Genomic DNA, 16,299 nt, shown 5'->3' on the forward strand with positions numbered 1-16,299 from the left:
GCGCTGATCAAAATCGTAAACGCTCCTCCCTGGAAATCATTAGTTGTTTTTTGCTGGAGTCCCTGCCTTACTGCATATGACATGCACGGGGAGGAGCGTCATGAAGGCAGGTATCCGGATGTGGCAGAGCGGTCTGGTCGCCATGTTGTTGTTCGTATCAAGCCAAAATCATGCGGGCACGGAGGCTGACGTCACCGTGCACGGGGACCGGCCCGGGCCGATCATCCATCGCGAGATCTATGGCCAGTTCGCCGAGATGCTTGGGCGTGGCATCTACGGTGGCATCTGGGTTGGGGAAAATTCCTCCATTCCCAACATCCATGGCTATCGCAAGGATGTGGTCGAGGCGTTGAAGGCGATCAAGGTGCCGGTGATCCGCTGGCCGGGTGGCTGTTTTGCCGATCAATATGATTGGCGTGATGGCATCGGTCCGCGCGATAAGCGGCCGGCGCGTTTGAATGCCTCCTGGGGCGGTGAGGAGAGCAACCAGTTTGGTACGCACGAGTTCATGGATTTTGCCGAGCTGATCGGCGCCAAGACCTACCTCAGCATCAACGTTGGTACGGGCTCGCCGCGCGAGATGAGTCAGTGGATCGAATACATCACGGCGGATGGCCATACGAGTCTCGCTCAGGAGCGACGGGCAAATGGCCGCGACAAGCCGTGGAAGATTGATTATGTAGGCATCGGCAACGAGATGTGGGGCTGTGGCGGTTCGATGCGGCCGGAATTTTATGCGGATGTGTATCGCCAGTACGCCACCTTTTTACATTCACCGAACGATACGCCAATCGAAAGAATTGCCAGCGGCGCCAACGCCGATGACGTGGGTTGGACGGATAAGGTGATGTCGATCGCCGGCAGCCAGATCGACGGCATCAGCTTGCATTACTACACCATTCCCACCGGCGAATGGACGCACAAGGGCTCGGCGACGCATTTCGATGAGGCGGAATGGATGTCCACGCTGCAGGGCGCGATGCACATGGATGAGCTGATCGCCAAGCACAGCGCCGTGATGGATAAATACGATCCGAAGAAACGCGTGGCGCTGGTGGTGGATGAATGGGGCAACTGGATGGATCAGGAACCCGGTTCCAACGATCCGGCGCTTTATCAGCAGAACAGTTTGCGCGATGCCGTTTCGGCTGCCATCACGCTGGATATCTTTCATGCGCATGCCGATCGCGTGCGCATGGCGAATATTGCGCAGATGGTCAACGTGCTGCAGGCGATGATTCTGACTGACAAGTCGAAGATGGTGCTGACGCCGACGTATGACGTGTTCGACATGTACAAGGTGTTCCAGGGCGCTACGTATCTGCCGGTGGACGTGCAGGGGCCGGTGTATCGCTATGGCAACGCGTCAGTACCGGGCGTGCATGCCACGGCGGGGCGTGATGCATCGGGTGTTGTGCACGTGGCCTTGGTGAATCTCGATCCGCATCAGGCGGATACGGTTCGTGTGCGGTTGTCCGGGATTAAAGGGACGAGTGTGCAGGGCAGGGTGCTTACGGCGCCGGCGATGACCTCGATCAATACGTTTGACCAGCCGCATGTGGTGGAGCCGAAGGTGTTTGATGGTGCGAAGTTTGGCGATGGAGTGTTGACGGTTGCGCTGCCGTCGAAGTCGGTGGTGGTGTTGGATATTCGGTGATTCTCAGCTTGCCGAAAGTGTAGGTTGGGGTGCAAACCCCAACATCGTGATCGTGATTGACATGGCAATGTTGGGGTTTGCACCCCAACCTACGAAAGCCCAGCCCTCTCCCCGGAAGGGAGAGGGCGTCGGTGGCTATCAGCTCCACTTAGTTCCGCGACCTGCCATAAATAACCCCACGCGCCCCATTGGTCCCGAGATACACGGTGCCAAACGTCCTCGGATCACCCACCACCAACGACACGCCACCCCACTGATGCTCGGCGTCGTTGATCTGCACCCACGTCGTGCCGGCATCGATGGAGCGGAACAAACCTGTCACGCCATTCACCGTTCCAGCCAGGAACACAGTCGGGTAGGACTTGCCAACCGCGGCCTTGCCGAAGCCGACCGAGGTTGCCGCCGTCACCGTGGACGCGTCGACTTGATTCCAGCTCCATCCCGAACTCTGGCTGCGATACAGGCCATTCGGTGTGGCAAGCCATATGTCGCCTTGCACGCCGGTGACCGTCACTGCCTGGCTCTTCTCCCACGACGGTACGACAGGCAACCCGGACGTTGCCGATGCATACCACGTCACACCTTTGTCGGAGCTGCTGAAGAACGTGCCCGTGCCCTGATTCCATCCGTAAAACAGATTGGCGTTGGCGCCGTCTGACACGACTTGCATGCCGGTCGGCAAGTTTGCCGTGCCGCTGCTGGAAGGATAGGTCAAGGTTTTCCAGGTGGTGCCGTGATCGGTGGATGCTACCGGTGCGACATCCGACGGTGCCCACACGATGGTGCCGCCGTCAGCGGAGATGGCCACCGTGCCGGCGCCATTGCTGGAGCCGCCCTGGTTGGCAAACGCCGTCCAGGTGTTGCCGCCGTCGCTGGAAATGGAGCCGAACACGCCGCTGCCGTAACCAACGCGCACGATGGTCAACGGTGCGCTCTTCGCAAAATCCAGCCCGGTGCCGGTGCTGCAGGTCGGGTTGGTCACCTGCGCGCTGGGTGCGATGCTGAGATGCGTGTGCACGAAGCCGCAAACGTCACCGAGGCCGCTGATCAACGGCGCGCCAGCCGTGGGCGAAATCAGCGCTTGCACGGCCGTTTCTTCGATGCCGCTGGCGTCGACGCTCCAATGCGTGGCGTTGCCGGCATCGGCAGCGGTCAGGTCGGACGTGCTCCACAGCGAGATGCCGGTGCCATACATGGCATGCGTCGAATCAAAGGGATCGATCGCCACTTCGCCCCAGTTGCCGAACGGCGCCTGCGTCTCACCCGACTGGACCAGCCACGGCGACATGCTGGCATTGCGCACGGCACTGGCGCCCACATCCGTCCAGCTCGTGCCGCCGTTGGTGGTGCGATACATGGTGTCGCTCGGCCACCAGTGGTCCATGGTCATCACCACTACGGTGCCAGGCTTTTCCGGGTCGACTGACAAACCGCTGAAGCCGGATGGATAGTTGTATTTGTCAGGCGGCGTAACGTTTTCCCACGTGTTCCCGGCAATGTTGTATTTCCATACCTGGCCGGCCGTCATGCTGTTGGGGCCGATGGCATTGCCGTAGGTAACGTACAGATTGCCATCCGGCCCGATCAGGCCGCGCTGCGGCAGCATGCCTGCGGCTGGGCCGCCGGCAACGGGTGCCCAACTCATGCCGCCGTCGGTGCTCTTGTACAGCGACGATGCTGCCGTGCTGGTCGAGACACCGGCAAAAAGGGTCTTGGTCGCCGCGCCCTTTCTGCCAGAAGGCTTGTCGAACGCGATAAAGGTCACGCCGGCACCGCTGCCATCGCTGGACAGCGCACTGAAACCGCTCACCTTGCTCCAGGTGCCGCCGCTATCGGTGCTGGTCCACAAGCCATTGGTGCTGGCCTGGCCCGCATCATTGAAAGTGCCGTAGAACAGGACCGAACCCTTGTTTGGGTCCACCTGCAAACGTTCACCGACGTTGCGGCCATCATCGTTGCCGCCGACACGGAAGTTGAGCGGGTGCGACGTAAAGTGTGCACCGTAATCGGATGACACCAGCACCGCGCCGTTGGCACCCCACGATTGCGTGTACAAGCCCGCCACCATGTAAAGCATGTTCGGCCTGCTTGGATCGACGGCGATGCTTTCGACACCCATCCATTGCGAATCGGAAGATGGCACCCAATCGTTGAGCGGCACCCATCGATGGGTCGTCTCGTTATAGCGGTAAGCGCCGCCTACGTCCGTGCGTGCGTAGAACAATCCCCGCTGCTTGGGGTGCGCGATAAGTCCGTCGACATAACCACCGGCAACGATTCTTACATTGTCCCAAGTGTAAGAAGCTTGCGTAGTGGTTTGCGAAAATGCTGCGACGGGTGATAGCGAAAGCGCGGCGAATGTGCCGTAAACGAGCCCGCGAGTAATGGCCCGGTGCAAAAGCGTCTTCATGTTCCCCTCCAAGTTGCCGGTGCAGATCATTGCGGGATGTCGCCGCCTCTGATCCGTCAGGGCACCATGCAGGCAGACGATTCGCCGCGCCGTTTTCTATGCAACGAAACAGATATGTCGTTGCGTGCTTGCTCAAAGCCGGCGGCACTGTACGCCAAATTTTTTTTGATCACCCTGTCCGTAGCGTGTCGGTCATGTGTGCTGTGGACACTCATGCAATGCAGCAAAGACATCGATTGTTTGATGCTTGCATTGGGTATGACGCGGAAAAATGCGCTGTTTTCTGTTGCGGGACTCTATCGCTCCGCTCGTCGGGCATGACATTGCGAAGAACGTCAATCGCGGTTACGAAAATTAAAGCTGCGCAGCAGCAATCGCTTTTTCATGTTGATGGCACAGCGATAGTCGTCTATTAGTTGCAGTGCTTTGGTAGGGAATAATCATGAAAAACAAGGCTGCGATTTTTTGCTTCCCATCACCGCGATATTTCAATCGATTTTATAGGCGGGCCGCCCTATGCGGATGGGTGTGTTGGTTGAGTGGCATGGCACCTGCCATTCAAGCGGAACAGAGCGTTCGCCACATCGTCGTCGACGTGAAAGGGCCATCGTCGCCGCTCGATCGCTTCTACAACTTCTCCGTCGGTTCGGATTATCCCGGCACGCTGATGCGCAACGACAGCCTCGTCCAACTCAAGACGGCGCGGGAAGAACTCGGCTTCCGCTACATCCGCTTTCATGCCATCTTCCATGACGTGCTTGGCAGCTATCGGGAAGTCGACGGCAAGCCGGTGTATGACTGGACAAAGATCGACGAGCTCTACGACAAGCTATTGGTGATGGGCATCCGACCGTTTGTAGAGTTGGGTTTCACGCCGGAAGCCATGAAGACCTCCGATCAGCACATCTTTTATTGGAAAGGAAATACCTCCCATCCCGTGTTATCGAAGTGGACCGCGCTGGTGGATGCTTTCGTGCGCCACCTTGAGCAACGCTACGGACAACAACAAATCCGCAGCTGGTATTTCGAAGTGTGGAACGAGCCCAACCTGGCCGGATTCTGGGAAGGCGGCGATCAAAAAGCCTATTTCCAGCTGTTTGACGCCACCGCGCGCACGATCAAGAAGATCGATCCAGCGCTGAAAGTAGGCGGCCCGGCTACCGCGGGTGCCGCGTGGGTACCGGAACTGATCGCGCATACCACACAGGCCGGTGTGCCGCTCGATTTCGTCAGCACGCATATCTATGGTGTGGATGGCGGCTTTCTCGATGAAAACGGTCAGAGCGATACCGAACTGTCGCCCTCGCCGGATGCGATCGTTGGCGACGTTCGACGTGTGCGTGGGCAGATCAGTCACTCATCGCGACCGAACTTGCCACTGTATTTCACCGAATGGAGTACCAGCTATACGCCGCGCGATGCAGTGCATGATTCGTATGTGAGCGCTGCTTACGTGCTCAGCAAGCTCAAAGCCAGCGAGGGCATGGTGCAAGGCATGAGCTATTGGACTTTCAGCGACCTTTTCGAAGAGCCCGGTCCACCCACGGCGCCGTTCCAGGGTGGCTTTGGGTTGATGAACCCCCAAGGCATCCGCAAGCCGGTGTATTTCGCCTACAAGTATCTCAACCGTCTTGGTAGCACTGAACTGAAAACTGCAGACGCGCAAAGTTACGTGACCTGGCATGACGGCGTGCTTGGCGTGCTGGCATGGGATTTTGTGCAGCCAAGGCAGGACAAGAGCAACCGTTCGTTCTACACCAAGCTGTTGCCGGCTCTTTCGGAAGGGAGCATCAGCCTTGATCTCAAGCATCTGCCGCCGGGCAAATACCAGGCTGCCATCTATCGGACGGGGTTCGATGCTAACGATGCGTACTCGGTTTATTTGCGCATGGGCTCGCCCAAATCATTGAGTGCTTTACAGCTGCAGAAGTTGCAAGCTGCAACAGCAGATCATGCTGATATGCGTTCGCTAGTCGTAGGCGCAGACGGGAGCGCAAGCCTGGTTGTGGCCATGCGATCTAATGACGTTGTGTTTGTGGAGGTTGTTCGGCGTGAATGATGTGTTGGCTGCATTCGTCACGGCCGTGAGGCTCTTACGTCAAACCTTTGAAAGGATACTCTCTTACGGCTCATTCCACGCACCCTCATCCGCCGTGCCGCTATCCGCCACTGTGCTAATAGCTTGCGTGTTTACATCAAGCATATTCACCGAATAATAAACGCCTTCGTTCGGGCCCTGAACAATGTGGTTCGTGCGATTGAGCAGCATGTGCGAATCATCCCTGGACCAGCCGACGGGATAATAAAAATCGAAGCCATCCGGCTTGTTGGTGATCTGGCGGACGTCACCGCTGACGGCACACATGACAAACACTGCGCCAAAAGGAAAGGGCGAACCCGTCACCGTAACGTTTCGCGAGAACGCAAAGTGCTTGCTGTCATGGGACCAGCTTGGCGAACTGCCGTAAAGATCGCCAAACTCCCCGCCGCTGGTTTTGCCGGTGATGAAATTCACGATCTCCATGGCGGACGTGGTATCCCATGCATAAACCCCACGCGTGCCATCCGGTGAGATCACCAGGTGGGCAGGGTCGCCGGTATTCAGATGCGAGATCCGAATCGCTTTGCCGGTAGCGACGTCGACGCTATAAACATCCGAATAGGATGGCGGGGTTAAGCCCTCGGTGCCCAGATAGTGGATTTCGACGAACAACTGCTTGCCATCGGGTGACCATTGCGGTGGCTGGAAAGCGCCGTTGGCGGGGCCAGGACAGAACAGGGTGTGTTGATCATTCCCATTCGGCCTGACCATGGCCAGGCATTGGTGGTTGTCCACGCCACCGTCGATAAAAGCAATCCATGAACTAGGCCCCCACACCGGATATTGGTGCCTGCTCTTGCCGATGGTGATTTGCTGGAGCGTTCCGTTGTCACGATTCAAGCGATAGATCTGCGACTCGATAAACCAATCCACGGTGGCAACGCGCTCGAACACAATCGCATGACCATACGTGGACCATCGGGCGCCCAGATCCAGTGTGCCGATGGTCAATGGCGTCAGCGCCATCGTTTTGCCGCCTGCTGCGGGTGTCACGTAGATCGCGGTAGCGTCCGTGACGTCGCCAGCGGCGACATGGCTCTGCGAGTAGAGCACCGAACCATCTGGCGCTTGTTCGGCTGCTTTGCCGTCCGGTGCGTAGATGGCTGCACATGAAGCGGTTACAACAAAAGAAAGCGTCACTGCCAAGCGGCGCACGCGCTGCGTGAATTTCATAAGGTTTCCCTCGGTGATTTCCTATCCGAACGCACTATGGCGGCGATGCTACGGTTGCGTGCGTGAAGCTTCGGAAAAAACTTCAGGTGTTTGCGTATTTTGTGTTGACACGGGAAAGGCAATTTACAGTGATGCCTGATTTTGCCTCACCGTCATTCCGGCGAAAGCCGGAATCCAGTCAAGAATGGTGTGCGAAGCACTCGAAATAATTGGTTTTGAGTGCTTCGCGCGACGTATTAAAACTGGATTCCGACCTTCACCGGAATGACGGCTGGAGCATTTACAATTTCTTCTTCATCTCTGCTGCACACTTCCCACCCTGCTAATTTCGTCGAGATAACGTCATGAATCAGCAATTCGACGCGGTAGTGGTCGGTGCAGGGCAGGCGGGACCTTCATTGGCCGAGCGCCTGGGCAAATCCGGCCGCAAAGTCGCCGTGATCGAGCGCAAACTGGTGGGTGGTACGTGCGTCAATACCGGCTGTATTCCCACCAAGGCCATGGTGGCCAGTGCCTATGTTGCCAAGCAGGCCCGCAGTGCGGGGAACTACGGTGTCAATACCGGCGACGTCCGCGTGGACATGGAGGCGGTTTGGCAGCGTACGCAAGGCATATCGGGACAGTCGCGCAGCAGCGTCGAGAAGTGGCTGGCCGGCATGCAGAACGTTTCCCTGTTGCGCGGGCACGCCGCATTCGAATCACCGAACACGTTGCGCGTGGGCGACACGCTGATCGAGGCTGGCGAGATATTCCTCAATGTCGGTGGCCGTGCGGTGGCGCCGGATTTTCCCGGCATCGATAGCGTGCCTTATCTCACCAACACCGGCATCCTGGAGTTGCGGCAGTTGCCAAGGCACTTGGTGATCGTCGGCGGCAGTTATATCGGTTTGGAGTTCGGGCAGATGTTTCGGCGTTTCGGTGCCGAGGTCACCATCGTCGAACGCAGCGATCGCCTGTTACCGAAGGAGGACCCCGATGTTTCGGCGGCGGTGGTCGATATCCTGGAAAAAGAGGGCATCAAGCTGCACCTTGCCGCCGAATGCATCGAGCTGCATGGCAAGGCGGGTGAGATAAGTGTCCTCGCGAAATGCGCCAAGCCTGGTTTGGAAGTACATGGCACGCATCTGCTGCTGGCAGTGGGCCGCCGGCCCAACACCGATGCGCTTGGCCTGGACAAGGCCGGCGTCAATACCAACGAGCACGGCTACATTACCGTCGATGACCAATGCCGCACGAATGTCAGCGGCATTTGGGCGATGGGCGAATGCAACGGCCATGGCGCCTTTACCCATACGGCGTACAACGACTACGAAATCGTTGCCGCCAACGTATTGGACGAAGAACCGCGGCGCATTTCCGACCGCATTCTCGCTTACGCACTCTTTATCGATCCACCGCTTGGGCGCATTGGACTCACCGAGCAGGAGGCGCTTAAAAAGGGCCATGACGTGCGAGTGGGTGTACGCCCCATGACGCGTGTGGGGCGCGCGGTGGAGCGCGGTGAAGCGTTGGGTTTTATGAAGGTGATCGTGGATGGGAAGAGCGAGCAGTTGCTCGGCGCGGCCATCCTGGGTGTCAATGGCGACGAGGCTATCCATAGCTTGCTGGATGTGATGTATGCCAAGGCGCGGTATCAAACAGTCACGCATGCGGTGCATATTCATCCGACTGTTGCGGAATTGCTGCCCACGGTACTACAGAGCCTTTCACCTCTGTAGGTCGGGGTGCAAACCCCAACATCGCTATGCCCAAGGACACCGCCATGTTGGGGTTTGCACCCCAACCTACGTCACTTTGCCTCTTGGCCGTCATTCCCGAAAGCCTCACGCCACATGCTTCGCCTTCACCCACTGCTGCCTTATCGGCAAAGCACGAATCCTTTCCCCCGTTGCCGCAAAAATCGCATTGGTCAACGCCGGCGCAATCGGCGGCAAGCCCGGTTCGCCAACGCCGCTCAATGGCACCGAGAAATCATCCGCCGCCACCATGTGCACATGAATCTCGCGTGGCGCTTCGTTCATGCGCAACACCAGGAAGTCGTTGAAGTTGGATTGTTCGGCGTGCCCGTTCTTGAAGCTGACTTCGCCATGCAGGGCCAAGCCAATGCCCATGATCACCGCGCCTTCCAACTGCGAGCGCACCCGTTCGGGATTCACTTGTGGCCCGCAGTCGATGGCGATATCCACGCGGGGGATGCTCAGCTTGCCATCGGGCGTGGCTTCCACCTCGATCACCGCCGCAGTATACGTGACAAAGCTGCGATGCGCCGCCAGGCCAAGGCCACGCCCCTTGGGCCGCTTGCGATCCCAGTCGGCCGCCGCCGTCACGGTTTCAATCACGCGCTTCATGCGCTGGGTGTCGACCGGAAAAAGCTTGGGATCTTCGCCGTAGTTCGTAAACGGCAACTGCGTTGATGGATCGAACTGGCGGTCGGGGCCGATCAGTTCCAAAAGGAAATCACGGTGATCGCGCCCAGCTGCCGCCGCCAATTCTGAGACGAAGCTTTGGATGCCGTAGGCATGCGGGATGTTGTACACCGAGCGGAACCAGCCGATGCGGGTATGCGCGTCGATCGCTGGATTTTCGATGCGCACGTTGGGAATGGCGAAGGGCAGGTCGACAATACCCTGATTCAACTCGCCGGCCTGCTCGTGATCGATGCCGGGCATGAACGTCGACGAGATGGATGGCGCAACGGTGCGATGCAACCAGCCGGCAACCTTGCCGGAACCATCCAGCGCCGCTTCGAAGTGTTCAGCCGATACGGCGTGGAAATAATCGTTGACGATGTCGTCCTCGCGCGTCCACAGCAGTTTGACCGGCTTGGCCATGGCACGCGAGAGCAGGGCGGCTTCCACGACGTAATCGGGCTTGGATTTGCGCCCGAAACCGCCGCCGAGCAACGTGACATTGACAGTGACGTTCGCATCCGGAATACCCAATGCTTTCACCAGCTCGGTGCGAACGTCTTGCGGCGATTGCGTAGGTGCCCACACTTCGCACTTGCCATCCGCAAAACGCGCGACCGCGCAGGGCGGTTCCATGGTGGCGTGCGCAAGATGCGGAATGTAGTAATCGGCAGTGACGCGTTTGGCGGCGCCATGCAAGGCCTGGTCGACGTTGCCGTCGTTGCGCACCAGCTTGCCGGGCTTGCGGTTGGCCGCGTCGAGCTGTGCACGATAGGCAACCGAGTCGTAGCTGGCATTCGGCCCGCTGGCCCAGTTGAGTTTCAACTGCTCGCGCGCCTTGATGGCGGTCCAGCTGTTGTCGGCAATCACCGCCACACCGCCCAGCGGTTGAAAACCGGAAGGCAGCGGCGTGGATTGCAATGTCATCACTTTCACCACGCCCGGCATTTTCTCTGCAGCGCTTCCGTCGAATGAAGCGAGCTTGTCGCCGTATACCGGAGGACGTGCGATGACGGCATAAAGCATGCCGTCAAGACGCATGTCGATGCCGTACGGCGCGCGGCCGGTGACGATGTCGTGGTTGTCGATCAGCGGCGTCTTGCCTTTGCCGATATAGCGGAATTCGGCCGGCGACTTCAGTGCCAGCGTGTTCGGATCGGGGGCGGGCAATGCCGCCGCCTTGGTGGCCAGTTCGCCAAAGCCGAGCTTGCGTCCGCTCTTGGTATCGGCCACTTCATGGATGCCGGCTTTCACTTGGCTCAGCGGTACGCCCCATTGCGCGGCGGCGGCTTGTTCCAGCATCGTGCGCGCGGCGGCACCGGCGCGGCGCAAGGCAGCAAAACTCTGGCGCAGGCTGCGCGAACCATCGGTGTCCTGGTCACCGTATTTCACTTCATCGCCCGGCGCCTGGCGCACTTTCACACGCGACCAATCCGCGCCAAGTTCATCGGCAACCACCATCGCCACGCTGGTGCGCACACCTTGGCCCATTTCAGAGCGGATGCAGACCACGGTCACCATGCCGTCCGACGCAATCTCGACGAACAGGTGCGGATCGTCGCGCAGGCCATGCTCGGTGCCTTCACCACCGTATTTCTTCCTGGGTGTCTCCGCCGCACGTGCGAGCACCGGCAGGCCAAACGCCAACAGCAGGCTGCCTGCGCCGAAACCGAGCAGGAATGAGCGGCGACTTTCATTGCAAATGTGCAGGCTATCGTTGTTCATGCTGCACTCCCTTCACTGGCGGCGAGTTTGATCGCAGCGCGAATGCGCGTGTATGTGCCGCAGCGGCAGATGTTGCCGGACATCGCAGCCTCGATATCGTCATCGCTGGGATGCGGATTGTTTTTCAGCAGCGAGGCAGCCTGCATGATCTGCCCGGCCTGGCAGTAACCGCATTGCGCCACATTGAGTGTCATCCAGGCGCGCTGCACCGGATGGCTGCCATCTGGCGACAAACCTTCAATGGTGATGACGTGTTTGCCCGCGGCGGCCACCACCGGCGTGACGCAGGAGCGCACGGCCGTGCCATCCAGATGCACCGTGCACGCACCGCACAAGGCCATGCCACAACCGAACTTGGTGCCGGTGTAACCCAGCGTGTCGCGCAGGTACCAGAGCAAAGGCATCTCGGGTGGACCGTCGAAGGAATGGTCGTGTCCGTTGATGGTCAACGTGAGCATGGGGGACCTCTTCAGCTTGGGGGACGGTAGTTGGCAAAGGTACTGCCGATACGCCGTTTTAAGGAATGCCAGAGGTTGTCAGGTTCTTGCCTGATGCTGTGACGGGTGAGTTTTCGCACAGCTTCGTAGGTTGGGGTTTGCACCCCAACCTACGAGCTGCGGGGCCGTTGGGATGGCAAACCCCTTCCACCACCGCCCGGAACCCGCCATAGTTATCGCAGCGTGAAAACGCGCTGTTCGGGGGAACCAGGGATGAAGGGGGAGCACGCATGATGGTGCGTGCATGCAAAAAAACCACTTTTCGTCCGACACGTCCCACCGCGAGGTGCGAGGGCGGCTGTCCTGCCTGGATGGCCGTGCACGCAGGAAGCTGAAACGAAGTCATCGCTTGCAAGGAGAGGTAAGGGTGAACGTGATCTATCCAGCCGGTCCCGCCGACGTCCCGGAGGGCTTTGCTCGTCCCAGCGGCACCTATTTGCGCCATGCCTGGCTCGCCGTGGCTGCGTTGCTGCTGTTTATTGCACTGTATGTCGCGCTAGCAGCCTGGTTTGTTTACAACGGTGTGACTGAACTGGCCAGGGTTTCCGACGGTGACGGTTTCGGTGCGGGGCTGGTGGGCGGGGGCAGCCTGTTTTTTGCGGTGTTCCTGATCAAGGCGCTGTTCTTCATCAAGAAGGGCGCACAAGCCGACGGCATCGAGCTGACCCGCAAAGATCAGCCACGGCTGTTCGACTTTCTCGATCGCATCGCCGACGAAGCCGGCGCGCCGCGTCCGCACAGGGTATACGCCAGCGGCCGGGTCAATGCGGCGGTGTCGTACGACCTGTCGCTGCTCAACTTGCTGTTTCCCTCGCGCAAGAATCTAGAGATTGGCTTGGGCCTGGTGAACATGCTGAATCTGGGCGAATTCAAAGCGGTTTGCGCGCATGAATTCGGCCATTTCGGGCAGCGTTCCATGGCCGTCGGGCGATGGGTTTATACGGCGCAGCAGGTGGCTGCCTACATCGTGACGCGCCGTGATGCGCTGGACGGTTTTCTGCGTGGGCTATCCCGTCTCGATATCCGCATTGCCTGGATCGGCTGGCTGCTGGGTATCGTGATCTGGGCGCTGCGTGTCGTCGTCGATGCCGGCTTTCGGCTGGTAGTGCTCGCGCAGCGTGCATTGGCGCGCGAGATGGAATTGCAGGCGGATCTGGTGGCGGTGTCGCTCACCGGCAGCGATGCGTTGGTACACGCGCTGCATCGCTTGAAGGTGGCCGACGATGCCTGGGATCGCAGCTTGAATTTCCTGCGCGGTGAAGTGGGAGCGAATCGTCCACCGCGCGACATCTTTGCCGTGCAGCTGGCGCTGGCCGATCGGCTCGGCATCATCTACAACGATCCCGGCTACGCCAATCGTCCGCAGTTGCCGGCCGAGGGTGGCGCGGCGTTTCGCGTATTCGAGAGTGAATTGGCACAACCACCGCGCATGTGGGCGACGCACCCCATGAATCACGAGCGCGAAAGCAACGCCAAGCGCACTTACTTGTTTGCGCCGGCTGATGAGCGCAGCGCGTGGTCCATCTTCGATCACGAACAAGCTTTGCGCGAGCGCATGACGAACGACCTGGGCGGCAAGCCAACGCAGCCGCCGGTGGAACTGGATGAAACACTGAAGCGGCTGGACGATCAGTTCGCGCGCGAACACCTCAAGCCGGATTACCGCGGCATCTATCTAGGTATGTCGCCCGTGCGGCATACCGCCAGCCCGGATGAGTTGTATTACGAGAACGCCGTGCCGCGCCTGCCGTTGTCGCTGGACGATCTATATCCGCCGCGCATCGGCGAAGAGCTGGATCGCCTGCAATCGCTCGAGCGCGAGCATGCCTTGCTGTGCTCGCTGCGCGATCGCATCTACAACGCGCCAGATGGCGTCATACGTCATCGTGGCCACATCCTGAAACGCAGCCAGTTGCCGGCCACCATTGCCGAGGTGGAAAAAGAGCGCACCGGCGTGCAATCGAGTCTGCACTCGATCTTGCGCCGCGTACGCAGCCTGCATCTGAAAGTGGCCGCCGCGCAGGCGCCAGCATGGCGCGATTACCTGCTCGGCGTATTGCATGTACTGCATTACGCGGATCATGCGGAAGCCAATCTGCGCGACGCACAAGCTGCACTCGCCAAGGACTACCGCCAGGCTGCCGCGCGCGGCAGCATCAATGAGAATGGCGTGCGCCGCATCCTGGCCGGTGCAAGCGACGTGCACCGCGCGATTTGCGGGATCTACAACGAAGCCGGCACGGTGAAGCCCAGCGCACGCATCATGGCCAGGCTGGGTGCGGCGAGCTGGGCGCAGGCGCTTGGCACCTACGGTTTGCGCGCGCCGGAGCGCGCCAACATCAACGAGTGGTTGCGTCACATCGACGGATGGATCAATCGCGTCGGTGGCTGGCTATCGGCTCTGCGCCGCGTTGCGCTCGATGAATTGCTGGCCATGGAAGCGTCGATGGCGGCGGCGACGCGTGACGTGCCGCCTGGCGAGGCACCTGGCGAAATCCCCTCCGTGCACAAGGAATACCCCACGCTGGTGCCCGGCACCGAGCGCGGGCAGCAAGTGAAGCAAGGTTTCTGGCAGCGTTTCGAAACTGCCGGTGATCGCCTTTCCGGCCTGGCCCGAGCCGCAGCAGCGATGGCGATCGTCGGTTCCGTGCTGGTGTTCGGGTGGCTGCACGAGAGCACCAAGGTGACGGTGTACAACCCGCTGGATCGCACCGTGTCAGCCACCGTCGATGGCCAACACGTCACCGTGCTGCCGCATGAACATGACGATGTGTCGGTACATGGTCTGGGCAATGTGCAAGTGGATGCGCGCACCGATGATGGCCAAGCCATCGAGCATTTCTCCGCGCCGATCAATCGCGCCGACAACCATGTCGTCTACACGGTAGCCAGCGCTGCACCGTTGCATTCATGGATAGCGTCATACGGTTCTGCTCCCAGGATGGGAGCATCGCTGTTGCCACCGCAACGTTGGCAGGTGGTGCACGCCGATGACGTGTTCACGCAACCTCCGCAGCGTATTCAAACCAGCGGCGGCCAAGGCATGCGCACCGTGCTTGACGGCATGGACAACTTGCCGCCGGAGTTCTATGCCGACCAGATCAAGGATCAGCAAGCTGCCGCGGCGATGCTGCTGGCGCACGTACGTTTCGACAAACCCGATTCCGCCAACTTGATGAGTTGGTTGGAATTGGCGCGTCCCGTGCCGGGTTTCAACGACGTCTTTGCCGCGCGTCGCAAGCAATTCCCGCTCGATGTGGCTGCCATGCGTCTGGAGCAGGATTACGACGTCGGTGCAACGCGTGACGTCGTTTGCGCGCATGATCTGGCACTGGCACAGGCGTCGCCCGATCAACCTGATCTTGCTTATTTAGCGGCACGCTGCGCGCAGCCGGGACCCGAGCGGGACCGCCAGTTTGCGGAGGGAGCGGAGCGCTGGCCGCAATCGGCGTGGTTCGCCATGGCTGATGCCTTCGACGAGGGAGAGCAACAGCACTATCCACAGGCGCAGGCGCTTTACACGAAAGTGATAAGCGAAAAACCCATCCTGCGCAGTTCCGCAGCGGTCGAAGTAGTGCGCTTGTCGCGCCTACTCGATCCGCCTAATGCGCCTCAACGGGAATCGCAGCTTGCCGCGACGTCGCCTTGGCTGGCCAATATGTTGTCGTTTGAACCAGGCGAACCGGTACAGGATGGGCCGTATCGTGCGCTAACCCTGCTCTCCGATGGGCGGCTGGATGAAGCGTTGACGGCTTCCTCGCACACGCCGATCGAAGGCCACGTACTGCGCATGGCTGCAGCGTCGCGAGGCGCTTCGACGTTGTTGCGCTCGCGTGTCGCTGCGTTGCCTCAGGGCATGGGTATCGATCAGGAGACCGTGTGGCTGGCGCTCGCACAAGGCGACGACGCCAGCGATCCTGCCATCGCCAAGATCCTTGACAGCATCGGCGCTGAATCCGGTGGGGAAGGGCATGCGTGGGTGCAGGGCATGCAGCGTTTCGTGGCCTTGGCGCAGCATGGCGATGCGATCGATGCCGAGCGCGCGCTGGATGGCGTGCCGATGGAAATGCGTGCGCAAGCGTACGTGGCCGGCGTGTATTTGCTGGGGCCGCTTGCACCGGATGCCTGGCGGCATTTTGCGCGGGCGGTACTGTTTGCCGGGGAAAGACCGTATCTCGGATAACAACGTAGGTTGGGGTGCAAACCCCAACATCCGGTGTGGCGGTGTTGGGGTTTGCACCCCAACCTACGATTACCAGGCAGTTACGCAACACGAATCAGAGCGTTCAGTAGGAGGCTGTTTCCAACATGCGTGTCTTTGTATGGAT

The 16,299-nt window shown here is 59.8% G+C and carries 8 protein-coding genes; 4 read left to right on the plus strand and 4 right to left on the minus strand.

Features of this window, described 5'->3' with window-relative positions:
• The first annotated feature begins 100 nt into the window (after positions 1 to 100).
• Positions 101 to 1,657: an alpha-N-arabinofuranosidase gene (locus IEX75_RS14895; protein WP_188795072.1), complete on the plus strand. Its 1,557-nt coding sequence runs from the start codon at positions 101 to 103 to the stop codon at positions 1,655 to 1,657.
• A 148-nt stretch (positions 1,658 to 1,805) separates the two neighbouring features.
• Here IEX75_RS14895 and IEX75_RS14900 read toward each other — a convergent pair whose 3' ends face one another.
• Entirely contained in the window at positions 1,806 to 4,067 is a 2,262-nt protein-coding gene (locus tag IEX75_RS14900; protein ID WP_188795073.1) for a carbohydrate-binding protein, read from the minus strand.
• 544 nt (positions 4,068 to 4,611) lie between these two features.
• Here IEX75_RS14900 and IEX75_RS14905 point away from each other — a divergent pair.
• A complete protein-coding gene (locus IEX75_RS14905) occupies positions 4,612 to 6,126 on the plus strand; it encodes a GH39 family glycosyl hydrolase (RefSeq protein WP_188795074.1) in 1,515 nt (504 codons plus the stop codon).
• A 63-nt stretch (positions 6,127 to 6,189) separates the two neighbouring features.
• Here the strand turns inward: IEX75_RS14905 and IEX75_RS14910 are convergent, their stop codons facing one another.
• Positions 6,190 to 7,341: a TolB family protein gene (locus tag IEX75_RS14910; protein WP_188795075.1), complete on the minus strand. Its 1,152-nt coding sequence runs from the start codon at positions 7,339 to 7,341 to the stop codon at positions 6,190 to 6,192.
• Between the two features lie 344 nt (positions 7,342 to 7,685).
• Here IEX75_RS14910 and IEX75_RS14915 point away from each other — a divergent pair, with 344 nt between their 5' ends.
• The gene (locus IEX75_RS14915; protein WP_188795076.1) at positions 7,686 to 9,059 is read left to right on the plus strand and encodes an FAD-containing oxidoreductase; all 1,374 of its coding nucleotides are present in this window, start codon (positions 7,686 to 7,688) and stop codon (positions 9,057 to 9,059) included.
• 105 nt (positions 9,060 to 9,164) lie between these two features.
• On the opposite strand, the gene IEX75_RS14920 is transcribed toward IEX75_RS14915, so the two are convergent.
• Together IEX75_RS14920 and IEX75_RS14925 are read right to left on the minus strand one after the other, a co-directional pair.
• Positions 9,165 to 11,474, minus strand: a complete 2,310-nt coding sequence (locus tag IEX75_RS14920; RefSeq protein WP_188795077.1) for a xanthine dehydrogenase family protein molybdopterin-binding subunit — start codon at positions 11,472 to 11,474, stop codon at positions 9,165 to 9,167.
• Complete coding sequence (locus IEX75_RS14925) at positions 11,471 to 11,932, minus strand: (2Fe-2S)-binding protein (RefSeq protein ID WP_188795078.1); 462 nt, start codon at positions 11,930 to 11,932, stop codon at positions 11,471 to 11,473. The genes IEX75_RS14920 and IEX75_RS14925 overlap by 4 nt, the downstream gene beginning before the upstream one ends.
• Positions 11,933 to 12,338: 406 nt before the next feature.
• Here IEX75_RS14925 and IEX75_RS14930 point away from each other — a divergent pair, with 406 nt between their 5' ends.
• Positions 12,339 to 16,154 carry a M48 family metallopeptidase gene (locus tag IEX75_RS14930; protein WP_188795079.1) on the plus strand — a complete coding sequence of 1,272 codons (3,816 nt, stop codon included), beginning with the start codon at positions 12,339 to 12,341 and terminating at the stop codon, positions 16,152 to 16,154.
• The last annotated feature ends 145 nt before the right edge of the window (positions 16,155 to 16,299 follow it).

Source organism: Dyella nitratireducens, from assembly GCF_014642835.1.
In the GTDB taxonomy this organism is placed as follows: Bacteria; Pseudomonadota; Gammaproteobacteria; order Xanthomonadales; family Rhodanobacteraceae; genus Dyella_B; species Dyella_B nitratireducens.

Coding starts and splice junctions, on each gene's coding strand:
- IEX75_RS14895 (WP_188795072.1), top strand. CDS start 101: ATGAAGGCAGGTATCCGGATGTGGCAGAGCGGTCTGGTCGCCATGTTG.
- IEX75_RS14900 (WP_188795073.1), bottom strand. CDS start 4,067: ATGAAGACGCTTTTGCACCGGGCCATTACTCGCGGGCTCGTTTACGGC.
- IEX75_RS14905 (WP_188795074.1), top strand. CDS start 4,612: ATGGCACCTGCCATTCAAGCGGAACAGAGCGTTCGCCACATCGTCGTC.
- IEX75_RS14910 (WP_188795075.1), bottom strand. CDS start 7,341: ATGAAATTCACGCAGCGCGTGCGCCGCTTGGCAGTGACGCTTTCTTTT.
- IEX75_RS14915 (WP_188795076.1), top strand. CDS start 7,686: ATGAATCAGCAATTCGACGCGGTAGTGGTCGGTGCAGGGCAGGCGGGA.
- IEX75_RS14920 (WP_188795077.1), bottom strand. CDS start 11,474: ATGAACAACGATAGCCTGCACATTTGCAATGAAAGTCGCCGCTCATTC.
- IEX75_RS14925 (WP_188795078.1), bottom strand. CDS start 11,932: ATGCTCACGTTGACCATCAACGGACACGACCATTCCTTCGACGGTCCA.